Source organism: Agromyces agglutinans, assembly GCF_009647605.1.
In the GTDB taxonomy this organism is placed as follows: domain Bacteria; phylum Actinomycetota; class Actinomycetes; order Actinomycetales; family Microbacteriaceae; genus Agromyces; species Agromyces agglutinans.
The window spans coordinates 78,573-91,921 of the sequence record NZ_WJIF01000001.1 but is presented as its reverse complement, the minus strand read 5'-3'; the positions used below and the strand labels follow the sequence as shown (position 1 = coordinate 91,921).

Below are 13,349 nucleotides of genomic sequence, written 5' to 3'. Positions count from 1 at the left end.
CGGGCCCGTCGACGCGAGCCGACGCACCTCGACGCGCCTAGTCGTCGGCCGCGTCCTCCTCGGCCCACTTCGCGCTGTTGGCCCGCAGGATCTCGAGAGCCTTCTCGGCCTCGGCCCGCGTCTCGAACGGGCCCACCCGGTCGACCGACGGCGACTGGAAGCCCTGCTCGACCTCACCCGTGCGCAGGTTGTACCAGAACAGGTGCTCGACATCTTCGGACATGCCCCGATCCTAGGCCCGCGCCTCGCGCGCCGCGCCCGGGACACTCGGCGACGGGGCATCCACGTCGAGCCGACGGGCCACCGATGCATGCGGGCGACGACGATAGATTGGAGGCATGACGGCTTCGCGAGCGATCGGCATCGACATCGGCGGAACGGGCATCAAGGGAGCCGTGGTCGACCTCGACGCCGGCACGCTCGTCTCCGATCGGCACAAGGTCGCGACCCCGCCCGGCGGCCGCCCCGACGACATCCTCGACGCGACGGTCGAGCTCCTGTCCGAGCTCGACGACCCGAGCGGACCTCCGCTGCCGATCGGCGTGTGCTTCCCCGCCATCGTCAAGCGCGGGCTCACCCTGTCGGCGGCGAACATCGACGCGGCGTGGATCGGCCTGCCCGCCGAGCGCCTGTTCGAGGAGCGCCTCGGCCGCGACATCCACTTCATCAACGACGCGGATGCCGCCGGCATCGCCGAGGAACGATACGGCGCGGCCAACGGCGCCGATGGCCTGGTCATCCTCACTACGCTCGGCACCGGCATCGGCAGCGCGTTCCTCAACGACGGTGTGCTGGTGCCGAACACCGAGCTCGGCCATCTCGAGATCGACGGCTACGACGCCGAGGAGCGCGCGGCCTACTCCGCGATGGAGCGGGAGTCGCTGAGCTGGGAGGAGTGGGCGAAGCGGCTGCAGCGCTACTACGGCGTGGTCGAGGCGCTGTTCTCCCCCGACCTGTTCATCGTCGGGGGCGGCGTCTCGAAGCATCATGAGCACTTCCTGCCGCTGCTCGACCTCGACACGCCCATCGTGCCCGCCGTGCATCGCAACAACGCCGGCATCCTCGGCGCCGCGTCGCTCACGCGCCGCTGACGCCGGCGAGCCGCGGCAGCGCAACGGCTGTACGCGTGAATGCGGTGCGAGCGGGCCGGCTGATACGCCGGGTTCTGTTGACCGGGCGCTTGCGCGACACCGGCTGGACGACCATCTCTCTCGGAGACACGTTGCCGTGCCCCTCCAGCGGCCTACCCGGGAACGGGACGGGCAGCCCCATCGTTCCCTGTCTGGCCTTGCTCCGGACGAGGTTTACCGAGCCGACCGCGTCACCGCGGCCGCTGGTGGGCTCTTACCCCACCGTTTCACCCTTACCGCCCGCTCACGCGGGAGGCGGTCTGCTTTCTGTGGCACTGTCTCGCGGGTTGCCCCGGGTGGGCGTTACCCACCGTCCTGCCCTGCGGAGCCCGGACGTTCCTCGGCGCCCGATCGCTCGGACGACGCGGTCGTCTTGCCGACCCGCTCGCGATCCGATTCTACCGGGTGGCGGATGCCACGCGGTCGGCGCCGCAGCGGGCGGAGGGGTTGCGGGCGCAGCTGGCGGCGCTCAGAGGCCTGATTCGTCGGTGCGCACGAGGATGCGGTCGCACTCGGGGCACTGCACGACCTCGTCGGGTGCGGCCCGGCGCACGGAGTCGAGGTCGGACCCGGTGAGGGTGATCGTGCAACCGCCGCAGGTGCGCTGGCGCAGCAGGGCGGCGCCCACGCCCGCGCCCCGCGCGCGGCGCTGCTCGTAGAACGCGAGCAGCGCCTCGGGGATGCCGGCGGCGACGGCGCCGCGGTCGCGCTGGGCCTGATCGCGCTCGGTCGCCAGCCCGGCCGCCGCCTCGTCGCGCTCGACCTCGAGCTTCGCCTGGGCGACGCCGATCGCCGCGCGTTCGTCGTCGATCGCGTCGACCGCCCGCTGGGCGAGGTCGACGCGTTCCATGACGGCGAGCTCCGCGTCCTCCAGGTCGGAGAGCCGCCGGCGCAGCGACACGAGCTCCGACTCGAGCGCGCTGACGTCCTTCATCGAAGCGGTGTGCGTGAGGCGGTCGCCGTCGCGCGCGATGCGCGCCTCGACCATCGACACGTCGGATTCGAGGCGGCGCAGTTCGGTCTTCGCGTCTTCGAGCGTGCCGACCGCCTCGGCCCGAGAACGGCGGACGGCGTCGTCCTTCGCCGCGAGATCGGCCAGCGGCGCGGCCTGCGGGAGCGCGCCGAGGCGGTGCGCGAGCTGCGCGAGTCGCGTGTCGATGGTCTGCAGGCGCAGCAGTTGCTGCTGCTCGGCGGGGGTGGCCTTCACGTGGTGCTCCTGTGGATCGGGGTCGGGGTCACTGGACGACCTGGAAGTCCCAGGGGTCGGTGCGGAGCTCGCTCACGGCGATCTCGAGGTCGGGGTGCGCGGCGCGCAGTTGCTCGGCGGCCCGATCGAGCCAGAGCCATTCGCTGGCCCAGTGCGAGACGTCGACGAGGGACGGCCCTCCGCCGAGCAGTGCCTGTTCCCGCGCCTCTGAAGCGGGATGGTGGCGGAGGTCGGCGGTGATGTAGACGTCGGCGGCCCGGACGGCAGGGTCGGCGAGCAGCGAATCGCCCGCCCCGCCGCAGACGGCGACCGTCTGCACGGGGTCGTCGTATCCGCCCGAGACCCGGACACCCGTCGCCGTCGGCGGCAGGATCTCGGCCAGCCGACGCGCGAGCCGGCCGAGCGTGGTCGGCTCTACGAGCCTGCCGACCCGACCGAGGCCGTGACCCGACTCAACGGACGGCACGATCGGCGAGGCATCCGCCAGCCCGAGCCGCTCGGCGATCACGGCGGAGGTGCCGTCTTCGACGACGTCGGCGTTGGTGTGCGCCGCGACGAGCGCGCAGTCCGCACGGATCAGGCGGGCGATCAGCGAGCCCTTGTAGCGGTCTTCGGCGACGGTGGTGACGCCGCGCAGCAGCAGCGGGTGGTGCGTGAGCAGCAGGTCGGCGTCGCGTTCGACGGCCTCGTCGACCGTCGCCCGCACGGCATCGACCGCGAGCAGGACCCGTTCGACGGGTGCTGCGGGGTCGCCGGTCACGAGGCCCGGCGCATCCCACGCCTCGGCGCCCGCCAACGGCCAGAGGCGATCGATCGTCGCGAGGAGTTCGGCGAGCTGGACAGGCACCAGCCCAGCCTAGCGGGGTCGGGGGTGGGCCCTGCCGGGCTCGAACCGACGACATCCACGGTGTAAACGTGGCGCTCTACCAACTGAGCTAAAGGCCCCTCCGCGCGTGTCCGCGCCCAACCATGCTAGATGACGGCCGCGCGGCGCGAGCACATGCCCGACAGGCATCCATAGACTCGCGCCATGGAGGTCATGACGAGGCATCCGAGCCGCACGGCCGTGCCCGAGCACCGCTGGCCGGCGGTCATGGCGCTGCTGTCGGCGCTCGCGCTGTACGCGTTCCTGCCCAACGAGCTGTTCGGCGCGCAGCGGTTGGCCGTCGTCGCGGTCGGACTCGCCGCACTCGTCCCCCTCGTCATCGTCAACCCGCACCGGTTCGTCCGCCAGCCGCGCTGGAGCCGCTTCCTCTCCGTCGGCCTGACGCTGCTGCTCGTGCTCGCGAACCAGGTCGCGCTCGTGGTCCTCGTCACCAAGCTGGTCGGCGGGCACCACGACGCGCCGGGCCTGCTCCTTGCGGCGCTGCAGGTCTGGGTCGCGAACGTCATCGGGTTCGCACTGCTGTACTGGGACCTCGATCGCGGCGGCGCCGTCGTGCGCACGAACTGGGCGCGCACCGAACTGCCCGCCGCGGACTTCCGCTTCTCGCAGGACGAGGACGCCGACGCGATCGAGGAGGTCGCTCGCGCCTCGTCGGAACGCGTGGACTGGACGCCGAGGTTCGTCGACTACTTCTACACCTCGCTGTCGAACTCCATGGCCTTCAGCGCGAGCGACGCGATGCCGCTGCGGCAGCGGACGAAGCTGCTCATGGGCCTGCAGGCGTTCGGCGGCTTCGTGATCCTCGCGCTGGTCATCGCGAGGTCGGTGGGCATCCTCGCCTGACCGGGCGGCGAGCAGTCAGAGCCCGGCGAGCAGTCAGAGCGCGGCGAGCGCCTCGCGGTACGCCGCGAGCGGACGGGCCTCGCCGGGAGCGCTCGCGAACGCGGCGCGCACCGAGCCGGCCTCGTCGACGAGGAACGTCGCGCGGGTCGCGAAGCCGGGCCCCTCGAGGAACGCGCCGTACGCTCGGGCCACCTCGCCGTGCGGCCAGAAATCGGCCAGCAACGAGAACCCGTACCCCTCGCGCTCGGCCCACGCGCGCAGCGCGTGCTTCGAGTCGACCGACACGCCGAGGAGCTCCACCCCGGCCTCCTGGAAGAGGTCGAGGTTGTCGCGCAATTCGCACAGCTCACCCTGGCAGGTGCCCGAGAAGGCGAACGGGAAGAACACCATGGCGACCGGCTTCACGCCGCGGAAGTCCGACAGGCGCACCGTCTGGCCGAACTGGTTCGGCAGGGCGAAGTCGGGCGCCTCGGCGCCGGGAGCGAGGATCATTCGGGCGGGCTCCGTTCCGAGGCGGGATTCCAGCTGGATCCCGCGGAGGGTCGTGGACCCGGCCAGCCTACTGTCGCCGCCGACGGGGGCCGGGGTCGGATGCCGCTGGCTTAGAATCACTAGGATGGCGTGGTGCCGTCCGACCGCAATCCGGTCGGCTTCGTCGTGCGCACGCTGTGTTCCGCAGGCAGGACCTGCAGAAGAGAGAGGTCGACTGTGACTGTCAACGACCAGGACCCCTACTCGGTCGAGGCGATGGACTCGGATCCCGAGGAGACGACCGAGTGGGCCGAGTCGCTCGATGCCCTCGTCGCGTCGAAGGGTCATCAGCGAGCGCGAGAGATCATGCTCAGCCTGCTGAAGCGCTCCAAGGAGCTGCACCTCGGCGTTCCGATGGTGCCGACCACCGACTACCTGAACACCATCGCCCCCGAGAACGAGCCCGAGTTCCCCGGCGATGAAGAGGTCGAGCGCCGCTACCGCGCGTGGATCCGGTGGAACGCCGCGATGCTCGTGCACCGCGCGCAGCGTCCGGGCATCGCCGTCGGCGGCCACATCTCGACCTACGCGTCGAGCGCGGCGCTGTACGAGGTTGGCTTCAACCACTTCTTCCGCGGTCAGGACCACCCGGGCGGCGGCGACCAGATCTTCTTCCAGGGCCACGCCTCCCCCGGCATGTACGCCCGCGCCTTCCTCGAGGGCCGCCTCAGCGGCGACCAGCTCGACGGCTTCCGCCAGGAGAAGTCGCACGCACCGCTGGCGCTGCCCTCCTACCCGCACCCGCGCCTCATGCCCGAGTTCTGGCAGTTCCCGACGGTGTCAATGGGCCTCGGGCCGATCAACGCGATCTACCAGGCGCAGCTCAACAAGTACCTGACGAACCGCGGCATCAAGGATGCCTCGGACCAGCACGTCTGGGCCTTCCTCGGCGACGGCGAGATGGACGAGGTCGAGAGCCGCGGACAGCTCCAGGTGGCAGCGAACGAGGGCCTCGACAACCTGACCTTCGTGATCAACTGCAACCTGCAGCGCCTCGACGGCCCGGTGCGCGGCAACGGCAAGATCATCCAGGAGCTCGAGAGCTTCTTCCGCGGCGCCGGATGGAACGTCATCAAGGTCGTCTGGGGCCGGGAGTGGGACGACCTGCTCGCCCGCGACGACGAGGGTGCCCTGCGCAACCTCATGAACGTCACGCCCGACGGCGACTACCAGACCTACAAGGCCGAGTCGGGCGCCTACGTGCGCGAGAACTTCTTCGGCCGCGACCCTCGGGCGCTCGAACTGGTCAAGGACCTCAGCGACGACCAGATCTGGAACCTCAAGCGCGGCGGTCACGACTACCGCAAGGTGTACGCGGCGTTCAAGGCGGCCACCGAGCACAAGGGCCAGCCGACGGTCATCCTCGCGAAGACCATCAAGGGCTACGGCCTCGGTCCCTCCTTCGAGGGTCGCAACGCGACCCACCAGATGAAGAAGATGACCCTCGACAACCTGAAGACCTTCCGCGACGCGATGCGGATCCCGGTCACCGACGCGCAGCTGGAGGAGAACCCCTACCTGCCGCCGTACTACCACCCGGGCGAGCAGGACGAGGCGATCCAGTACCTGCACGACCGCCGTCGCGCGCTCGGCGGCTACCTGCCGGAGCGCCGCACGAACCACACCGCGATCACGGTGCCCGACGACTCGGCGTACGCGATCGCGAAGAAGGGCTCCGGCACGCAGGAGATCGCCACGACCATGGCGTTCGTGCGACTGCTGAAGGACCTCATGCGCGCGAAGGACTTCGGCAACCGGATCGTGCCGATCATCCCCGACGAGGCGCGCACGTTCGGCATGGACGCGTTCTTCCCGAGCGCGAAGATCTACAACCCGAACGGCCAGCACTACACGTCGGTCGACCGGGAACTGCTGCTCGCGTACAAGGAGAGCCCGCAGGGCCAGCTCCTGCACGTCGGCATCAACGAGGCGGGCGCCTTCGCGGCCTTCACCGCGGTCGGCACGTCGTACTCGACCGAGGGCGAGCCCCTCATCCCGATCTACATCTTCTACTCGATGTTCGGCTTCCAGCGCACGGGCGACGCGATGTGGGCGGCGGGCGACCAGATGGCGCGCGGCTTCATCATCGGCGCGACCGCCGGGCGCACGACGCTCACGGGTGAGGGCCTGCAGCACGCCGACGGGCACTCGCCGCTGCTCGCCGCGACGAACCCGGCCGTCGTCTCGTACGACCCGGCCTACGGGTACGAGATCGGCCACATCATGCGCGCGGGCATCGAGCGCATGTACGGCGGCGCACACCCCGAGCCCAACGTCATGTACTACCTCACGGTCTACAACGAGCCGCTCGTGCAGCCGGCCGAACCCGAGGGCGTCGACGTCGAGGGCATCGTGCGCGGCATCCACCGCATCGGCGAGGGCCAGGCCGACGGGCCGAAGGCCCAGCTGCTCGCCTCGGGCGTCGCCGTGCCGTGGATCCGCGAGGCGCAGCAGCTGCTCGCAGAGGACTGGGGCGTCTCGGCCGACATCTGGTCGGTGACCAGCTGGTCCGAGCTCAACCGCGACGGCCTCTCCGCCGACGAGCACAACTTCCTCGAGCCCGACGCCGAGCGTCGCGTGCCGTACCTCACGCAGAAGCTGTCGAGCGCGCGCGGCCCGTTCGTCGCGGTCAGCGACTACATGCGCGCGGTGCCCGAGCAGATCCGCGCGTACGTGCCGGGCCAGTTCGCCACCCTCGGCGCCGACGGGTTCGGCTTCTCCGACACGCGGCCCGCCGCGCGGCGCTTCTTCAAGATCGACGGCCCCTCGGTCGTCGTGCGCACGCTCGAGCTGCTCGCCGAACGCGGCGAGGTCGACCGTTCGCTCCCGGCCCAGGCCATCGCGAAGTACCGGCTGCACGACGTCAACGCCGGCACGACCGGGACGGCCGGCGGCGAGAGCTGACGAGCGACGTGGCGACGAGGCCCCGAACGAAGGCGGAGACGCTCGCATGGTTGCGGACCATCGCGGGTGAGTTGGCGACCCAGACGCTCAAGCGCCTGGAGGACACGCTCCCGTGGTACGGCGACATGCCGCCGAGCCGCCGTTCGGCCGTGGGCCTCGTCGCCCAAGCGGGCATCAGCTCGTTCATCGCGTGGTTCGACGATCCCAAGTCGACGCCGTGGATCGCGGCCGACGTGTTCGGCGCCGCCCCGCGCGAACTCCTCCGTTCGGTCAGCCTGCAGCAGACGCTGCAGCTGATCCGGGTCACGGTCGAAGTCGTCGAGGAGCGCGTGAAGGACGGCGGCGAGCCGCTGCGCGAGGCGATCCTGCTGTACTCGCGGGAGATCGCGTTCGCCGCCGCCGACGTGTACGCGCGGGCCGCCGAGGCGCGCGGGCTCTGGGACGCGCGGCTCGAGGCGCTCGTGGTCGACTCGATCCTCTCGGGCGAGTACGACGAAGAACTGCCGAGCCGGATCGCCGCACTCGGCTGGCACGGCCACGGCGAGGTCGCGGTGCTCGTCGGCACCGCGCCGAAGCTCTTCGACGTCGACCAGGTGCGCCGGGCCGCGCGACACATGCAGGCCGACGTACTCGTCGGGGTGCAGGGCAGCCGCCTCGTCGTCGTCATCGGCCGTGCCGAACCGCGCGAGCAGGCCGCCGAGGGCGAGGAGCAGATCGGCACCTCAGCCGCGCTGACCTTCCTCGAGATCGCGGAGCACCTCGAGCCGTACTTCGGGGCCGGCCACCTGGTGCTCGGGCACGAGGTGCCGAACCTGGTCGATGCCTCCAAGAGCGCGCGCGCCGCACTCGCGGGGTTCGCGGTGGCGCGGTCGTGGCGCAACGCCCCGCGCCCGGTGCACGCCGACGACCTCCTTCCCGAGCGAGCGCTCGCGGGCGACCCGCTCGCGAAGGCGACGCTCGTGCACCGCATCTATCGGCCGTTGCAGGCGCACTCGACCGAGTTGCTGACGACGCTGTGGAGCTACCTCGACAACGGCCGGTCGCTCGAGGCGACGGCGCGCGAGCTGTTCGTTCACCCGAACACGGTGCGCTATCGACTCAAGCGCGTCTCCGATGTGATCGGGTGGGATGCCACGGGCGCCCGCGAGGCGCTCATCCTGCAGTGCGCGCTCATCGTCGGCTCGATGAGCGACCACGAAGTCGCTCCGCGCCGCAGACCCCGGCCCTGACCGGGCGCGACCGATCAGGCGTGTGCACCACGCACAATCATTCCCGGAAGAGCTTGTCGCTGATGCACACTCACCCCCCGAAACGGATTGGCAGACTGGAACGGTGATCGTCGTCGTCTGCCCTGGTCAGGGCTCGCAGACCCCCGGTTTCCTCTCCCCTTGGCTGGCCGACTCCGCGTTCGCGGAACGCCTCGCCGGACTGTCGGAGGCCGCGGGGGTCGACCTCGCGCGCCACGGCACCGAGAGCGACGCCGACACCATCCGCGACACCGCGGTCGCGCAGCCGCTCATCGTCGCCGCCGGCATCCTCACGCTGGGCGCCCTGCTCGCCGACGGTCGCGCGGAGCGCCTCGGCGGCATCGCTGGTCACTCGGTCGGCGAGATCACGGCCGCCGCAGGCAGCGGCGTGCTCGCCGACGACGATGCGATGCGCTTCGTCGCGGCACGCGGCCGGGCGATGGCGGATGCCGCCGCGCTCGAGTCGACGGGCATGAGCGCCGTCATCGGCGCCGACGAGTCGGCACTACTCGCCCGCCTCGCCGAACTCGGCCTCGAGCCCGCGAACTTCAATGGCGGCGGGCAGGTCGTCGTCGCCGGCGCCGTCGGCGCCCTCGAGGCACTCCGCGCCGAGCCGCCGGCCGGCGCCCGCGTCATCCCGCTGCAGGTCGCCGGGGCGTTCCACACCCGGTACATGGCATCCGCGGTCGAGCGCCTCGCCGAGGTCGCCGCGACACTCTCCCCCGCCGACCCGACCCTCCCGCTCTGGACCAACCGCGACGGCCGCGTCGTCACGAGCGGTGCCGAGTTCCTCGACCTGCTCGTCGGGCAGGTCTCCTCGCCCGTGCGCTGGGACCGCTGCATGGCGGCCTTCGCCGACGCCGGCGTCACCGGCGTGATCGAGGTCGCGCCCGCCGGAGCGCTCGTGGGCCTCGCCAAGCGCGGATTGAAGGGCGTCCCGACCGTCGCCGTGAAGACCCCCGACGACCTGCCCGCCGCGTTCGAGCTGATCGACGCCGCCTGAGTCACGACCGAAGAGAGAACGCACGGATGTCGACCCCCACCCTCCAGCAGTCGCACGGCCCCGCCTTCACCCGCATCTACGCCGTGGGCGCGGCGCGCGGCGAGCACGCGGTGCCGAACGGAGACCTCGTCGGCCCGATCGACTCGTCCGACGAGTGGATCCAGCAGCGCACGGGCATCATCACCCGCACGCGCGCCGGCGCGGAGGTCTCGGCGCTCGACCTGGCGACGGATGCCTCCCGCGAGGCGATCGAGCGGTCGGGCATCTCCCCCGAGCTGATCGACCTGGTCATCATCGCGACGATCTCGAACGTGCAGCAGACCCCCTCGATCGCGGCCGTCGTCGCCGACCGCGTCGGCGCCAACCCGGCCGCGGCGTACGACATGAACGCCGCCTGCGCCGGCTACGCGTACGCCGTCGCGCAGGCCGACGCCCTGATCCGCACCGGCGTGGCCCGCTACGCCCTCGTCGTGGGCGCGGAGAAGCTCTCCGACGTCGTCGACCCGACCGATCGCAGCATCTCCTTCCTCCTCGGCGACGGCGCCGGCGCCGTCGTGATCGGCCCGAGCGACGCGCCCGGCATCTCGCGGACGGTGTGGGGCTCCGACGGCTCGAAGGCCGCCGCGGTCGGCATGAACCACACGCTCACGGAGTTCCGGGACGGGGCATCCGAATGGCCGACGCTGCGACAGGAGGGCCAGACGGTCTTCCGCTGGGCGGTGTGGGACATGGCGAAGGTCGCGAAGCAGGCGCTCGACGCCGCCGGTGTCGGCGCCGGCGACCTCGCGGCCTTCATCCCCCACCAGGCCAACATGCGCATCATCGACGAGTTCGCGAAGCAGCTGAAGCTGCCCGAATCGGTCGTGATCGCCCGCGACATCGCGACGACCGGCAACACGTCGGCCGCCTCGATCCCCCTCGCGACCCACCGGCTGCTCGAGGAGCATCCGGAGCTGTCGGGCGGCCTCGCCCTGCAGATCGGCTTCGGCGCCGGACTCGTGTTCGGCGCCCAAGTGGTGGTTCTGCCCTGAACCGCCGTACCCCGTCCATCTAGACTGTCTCACGGTCATCACGAGAGACACCCTCAAGGAGAGAACACCATGGCATTGTCCACCGAAGAAGTGCTTGCCGGCCTGGCCGAGCTCATCAACGACGAGACCGGCATCGCGACCGACACGGTCGAGCTGGACAAGTCGTTCACCGATGACCTCGACATCGACTCGATCTCGATGATGACGATCGTCGTCAACGCCGAGGAGAAGTTCGACGTCAAGATCCCCGACGAAGAGGTCAAGAACCTCAAGACCGTCGGGGACGCCGTCGACTTCATCGTCAAGGCCCAGGCCTAGTCGCTGCGACGAGCGGGCCGGCGCGACATGCCCGGCCCGCTCATCCGTCTCACCCGTCCCTCCATCGGAGTCTCCACGAATGACCAAGAAGATCGTGATCACGGGCATCGGTGCGACGTCGCCGCTCGGCGGCACCGCCCGTGACAGTTGGAATGCCCTGCTCGCCGGCGAGTCCGGCGCGCGCACGCTCGAGCACGAGTGGGTCGCCCAATACGACCTGCCGGTGCAGTTCGCCGCCGAGGCGAAGGTGCGGCCCGAAGAGGTCCTCGAGCGCCCGGTCGCCAAGCGGCTCGACCCGTCGAGCCAGTTCGCGCTCATCTCCGCGAAGGAGGCCTGGGCGGACGCCGGCGCGCCCGACGTGGCGCCCGAGCGGCTCGGCGTCGACTACGCCACCGGCATCGGCGGCATCTGGACGCTCCTCGACGCCTGGGACACGCTGCGCGAGCGCGGACCCCGGCGCGTGCTGCCGATGACCGTTCCGATGCTGATGCCGAATGCGGCATCCGCGGCGATCTCGATGCACTTCGAGGCCCGCGCCTTCGCCCGTACCGTGGCCTCCGCGTGCGCGTCGAGCACGGAGTCGATCGCGAACGCGTACGAGCACCTGCAGCTCGGCCTCGCCGACGTCGTCATCGCGGGTGGCTCCGAGTCGGCCGTGCACCCGATCACGCTCGCGTCCTTCTCGTCGATGCAGGCGCTCTCGCGGCGCAACGACGACCCGGCGACGGCGTCGCGCCCGTACAGCGTCGACCGCGACGGCTTCGTCATGGGCGAGGGTGCCGCGAGCCTCGTGCTCGAGACCGAGGAGCACGCACTCGCGCGCGGCGCTCGCATCTACGCCGAGCTCGCGGGCGGTGCGGTGAGCGCCGACTCCTACCACATCACGGCGAACGACCCCGAGGGCCGGGGTGCGTCACGAGCCGTGCTCGACGCGCTCGCGCAGGCCGGTGCCCAGCCCGACGAGGTCACCCACATCAATGCCCACGCGACCAGCACGCCCGTCGGCGACATCGCCGAGTACGTGGCGCTGCGCAACGTCTTCGGCGACCGCGTCCACGAGATCCCGATCTCGGCGACGAAGGCCTCGACGGGCCACCTGCTGGGCGGCACGGGCGCCCTCGAGGCCGTCTTCACGGTGCTTGCGATCCAGAACCGGGTCGCCCCACCGACGATCAACCTCTCAACGCAGGATCCCGAGATCCCGCTGCTGGTGTCGGGCGAGCCGCAGCCGCTCGGCGACGGCCCGCAGCTGGCGATCTCGAACTCGTTCGGGTTCGGCGGGCACAACGCCGTCGCGGCGTTCCGCTCCGTCTGACGCGCAGTCGGCGCGCCGGCACCGACGTCCGGGTCGGCTGCCGCGCACGTCGCGGGTCCGCTCCTCGCATGACGAAGGGGCCCGGGAATCATCCCGGGCCCCTTCGTCGCGGTGCGGGGGTTTCGCTCGTGCGCCGACCGGGACTGCTCACCGATCCTCGCGTCGCGCCACCGGGCCGCGCCGCGGCCTCTCACCCCACGCGGTGCAGCCAGACCACGGGCGCGAAGTCGCTCGCGTGCCGGAACGGTTCGAGCTCGTCGTCCCACGCCTGGCCGAGCGCCAGGCGAAGTTCGCGGTGCAGCTCTGCGGCATCGTGACCGGCGATCTCCATCGCATAGCGGACGCGGTCCTCGGGGATCACGGTGTTGCCCGCGGTGTCGGTCTGCGCGAAGAACACGCCGAGCTCGGGGGTGTGCATCCAGCGAGCACCGTCGGATTCCGGGGTCGGATCCTCGCTCACCTCGAAGCGCAGCTGGGGCCATCCGCGCAGGGACGAAGCGATGCGCGCGCCGTCGCCGACCCGGCCCTCCCACGTGAACTCCGCGCGCAGCGAGCCCGGCAACACCGGCTGCTCGCTCCAGTCGAAGTTCACGGGCACCCCGAGGGCACCGCCTGCCGCCCATTCGACGTGCGGGCACATCGCCTTCGGCGAGGAGTGCACGTACAGCACGCCTCGCGCGGCGCGCGCTGCCCGCGTGAACTCTTCCGCCATCTCGATCTCCGTTCCGTGAGGTGCGTCTTCCCCTACGACCTCGGAACGCCCGGACGGCGATGCATGTTCGGTTGTCGACGGCGAGCCGTCATCGGCGATTATGCCGCGGATCAGGCCATCGGACAAGTAGATCGCCGGAACGGCCTCGCATCCGCCCTGGGGTGCGCATCGAACCCTATACTCGGCGAGGAGTTCTTCCTCCCCGTAAGCACAGTCAGGAGC

Annotated in this window: 13 protein-coding genes, 1 tRNA gene and 1 other RNA gene; 8 read left to right on the top strand and 7 right to left on the bottom strand. The window is 71.0% G+C overall.

What is annotated here, in order from left to right; translation table 11 throughout:
* Positions 1-37 precede the first annotated feature (37 nt).
* Positions 38-223 carry an SPOR domain-containing protein gene (locus GE115_RS00445; protein WP_153682874.1) on the bottom strand — a complete coding sequence of 62 codons (186 nt, stop codon included), beginning with the start codon at positions 221-223 and terminating at the stop codon, positions 38-40.
* A 115-nt stretch (positions 224-338) separates the two neighbouring features.
* On the opposite strand from GE115_RS00445, the gene ppgK reads away from it, so the two are divergent.
* Positions 339-1,091: a polyphosphate--glucose phosphotransferase gene (gene ppgK, locus GE115_RS00440; protein WP_153682873.1), complete on the top strand. Its 753-nt coding sequence runs from the start codon at positions 339-341 to the stop codon at positions 1,089-1,091.
* A 47-nt stretch (positions 1,092-1,138) separates the two neighbouring features.
* On the opposite strand, the gene rnpB is transcribed toward ppgK, so the two are convergent.
* From rnpB to GE115_RS00420, 4 genes are all read right to left on the bottom strand, one after another.
* An RNA gene (gene rnpB, locus GE115_RS00435) (RNase P RNA component class A) lies at positions 1,139-1,514 on the bottom strand.
* Positions 1,515-1,599: 85 nt separating this feature from the next.
* Positions 1,600-2,337, bottom strand: a complete 738-nt coding sequence (locus GE115_RS00430; RefSeq protein ID WP_312854728.1) for a zinc ribbon domain-containing protein — start codon at positions 2,335-2,337, stop codon at positions 1,600-1,602.
* A gap of 28 nt (positions 2,338-2,365) precedes the next feature.
* Complete coding sequence (locus GE115_RS00425) at positions 2,366-3,184, bottom strand: Nif3-like dinuclear metal center hexameric protein (RefSeq protein ID WP_312854727.1); 819 nt, start codon at positions 3,182-3,184, stop codon at positions 2,366-2,368.
* A gap of 25 nt (positions 3,185-3,209) precedes the next feature.
* Positions 3,210-3,282, bottom strand: a tRNA-Val gene (locus tag GE115_RS00420).
* A gap of 85 nt (positions 3,283-3,367) precedes the next feature.
* On the opposite strand from GE115_RS00420, the gene GE115_RS00415 reads away from it, so the two are divergent.
* The gene (locus tag GE115_RS00415; RefSeq protein WP_246190456.1) at positions 3,368-4,066 is read left to right on the top strand and encodes a hypothetical protein; all 699 of its coding nucleotides are present in this window, start codon (positions 3,368-3,370) and stop codon (positions 4,064-4,066) included.
* Positions 4,067-4,099: 33 nt separating this feature from the next.
* Here GE115_RS00415 and GE115_RS00410 read toward each other — a convergent pair whose 3' ends face one another.
* Positions 4,100-4,558, bottom strand: a complete 459-nt coding sequence (locus GE115_RS00410) for a peroxiredoxin (RefSeq protein ID WP_153682871.1) — start codon at positions 4,556-4,558, stop codon at positions 4,100-4,102.
* Positions 4,559-4,774: 216 nt separating this feature from the next.
* On the opposite strand from GE115_RS00410, the gene aceE reads away from it, so the two are divergent.
* The 6 genes from aceE (at position 4,775) to GE115_RS00380 (ending at position 12,415) form a co-directional block, all read left to right on the top strand.
* Positions 4,775-7,501, top strand: coding sequence for a pyruvate dehydrogenase (acetyl-transferring), homodimeric type (gene aceE, locus GE115_RS00405; protein ID WP_312854726.1), 2,727 nt, complete (start codon positions 4,775-4,777; stop codon positions 7,499-7,501).
* An 8-nt stretch (positions 7,502-7,509) separates the two neighbouring features.
* Positions 7,510-8,730: a PucR family transcriptional regulator gene (locus GE115_RS00400; RefSeq protein ID WP_312854725.1), complete on the top strand. Its 1,221-nt coding sequence runs from the start codon at positions 7,510-7,512 to the stop codon at positions 8,728-8,730.
* A gap of 103 nt (positions 8,731-8,833) precedes the next feature.
* Entirely contained in the window at positions 8,834-9,751 is a 918-nt protein-coding gene (locus GE115_RS00395; RefSeq protein WP_312854724.1) for an ACP S-malonyltransferase, read from the top strand.
* 26 nt (positions 9,752-9,777) lie between these two features.
* Positions 9,778-10,782, top strand: coding sequence for a beta-ketoacyl-ACP synthase III (locus tag GE115_RS00390; RefSeq protein WP_153682870.1), 1,005 nt, complete (start codon positions 9,778-9,780; stop codon positions 10,780-10,782).
* Between the two features lie 69 nt (positions 10,783-10,851).
* Positions 10,852-11,100, top strand: coding sequence for an acyl carrier protein (locus tag GE115_RS00385; protein WP_056731598.1), 249 nt, complete (start codon positions 10,852-10,854; stop codon positions 11,098-11,100).
* A gap of 79 nt (positions 11,101-11,179) precedes the next feature.
* A complete protein-coding gene (locus GE115_RS00380) occupies positions 11,180-12,415 on the top strand; it encodes a beta-ketoacyl-[acyl-carrier-protein] synthase family protein (protein ID WP_153682869.1) in 1,236 nt (411 codons plus the stop codon).
* Positions 12,416-12,605: 190 nt separating this feature from the next.
* Here the strand turns inward: GE115_RS00380 and GE115_RS00375 are convergent, their stop codons facing one another.
* On the bottom strand, positions 12,606-13,127 hold the full coding sequence (locus GE115_RS00375; protein WP_153682868.1) for a DUF3145 domain-containing protein: 522 nt from the start codon (positions 13,125-13,127) through the stop codon (positions 12,606-12,608).
* Between the last annotated feature and the right edge of the window lie 222 nt (positions 13,128-13,349).

Bases quoted from the DNA above. Each gene is read 5' to 3' on its own strand.
- GE115_RS00445 (WP_153682874.1), bottom strand. From the start codon at position 223: ATGTCCGAAGATGTCGAGCACCTGTTCTGGTACAACCTGCGCACGGGT.
- ppgK (WP_153682873.1), top strand. From the start codon at position 339: ATGACGGCTTCGCGAGCGATCGGCATCGACATCGGCGGAACGGGCATC.
- GE115_RS00415 (WP_246190456.1), top strand. From the start codon at position 3,368: ATGGAGGTCATGACGAGGCATCCGAGCCGCACGGCCGTGCCCGAGCAC.
- GE115_RS00410 (WP_153682871.1), bottom strand. From the start codon at position 4,558: ATGATCCTCGCTCCCGGCGCCGAGGCGCCCGACTTCGCCCTGCCGAAC.
- GE115_RS00390 (WP_153682870.1), top strand. From the start codon at position 9,778: ATGTCGACCCCCACCCTCCAGCAGTCGCACGGCCCCGCCTTCACCCGC.
- GE115_RS00385 (WP_056731598.1), top strand. From the start codon at position 10,852: ATGGCATTGTCCACCGAAGAAGTGCTTGCCGGCCTGGCCGAGCTCATC.
- GE115_RS00380 (WP_153682869.1), top strand. From the start codon at position 11,180: ATGACCAAGAAGATCGTGATCACGGGCATCGGTGCGACGTCGCCGCTC.
- GE115_RS00375 (WP_153682868.1), bottom strand. From the start codon at position 13,127: ATGGCGGAAGAGTTCACGCGGGCAGCGCGCGCCGCGCGAGGCGTGCTG.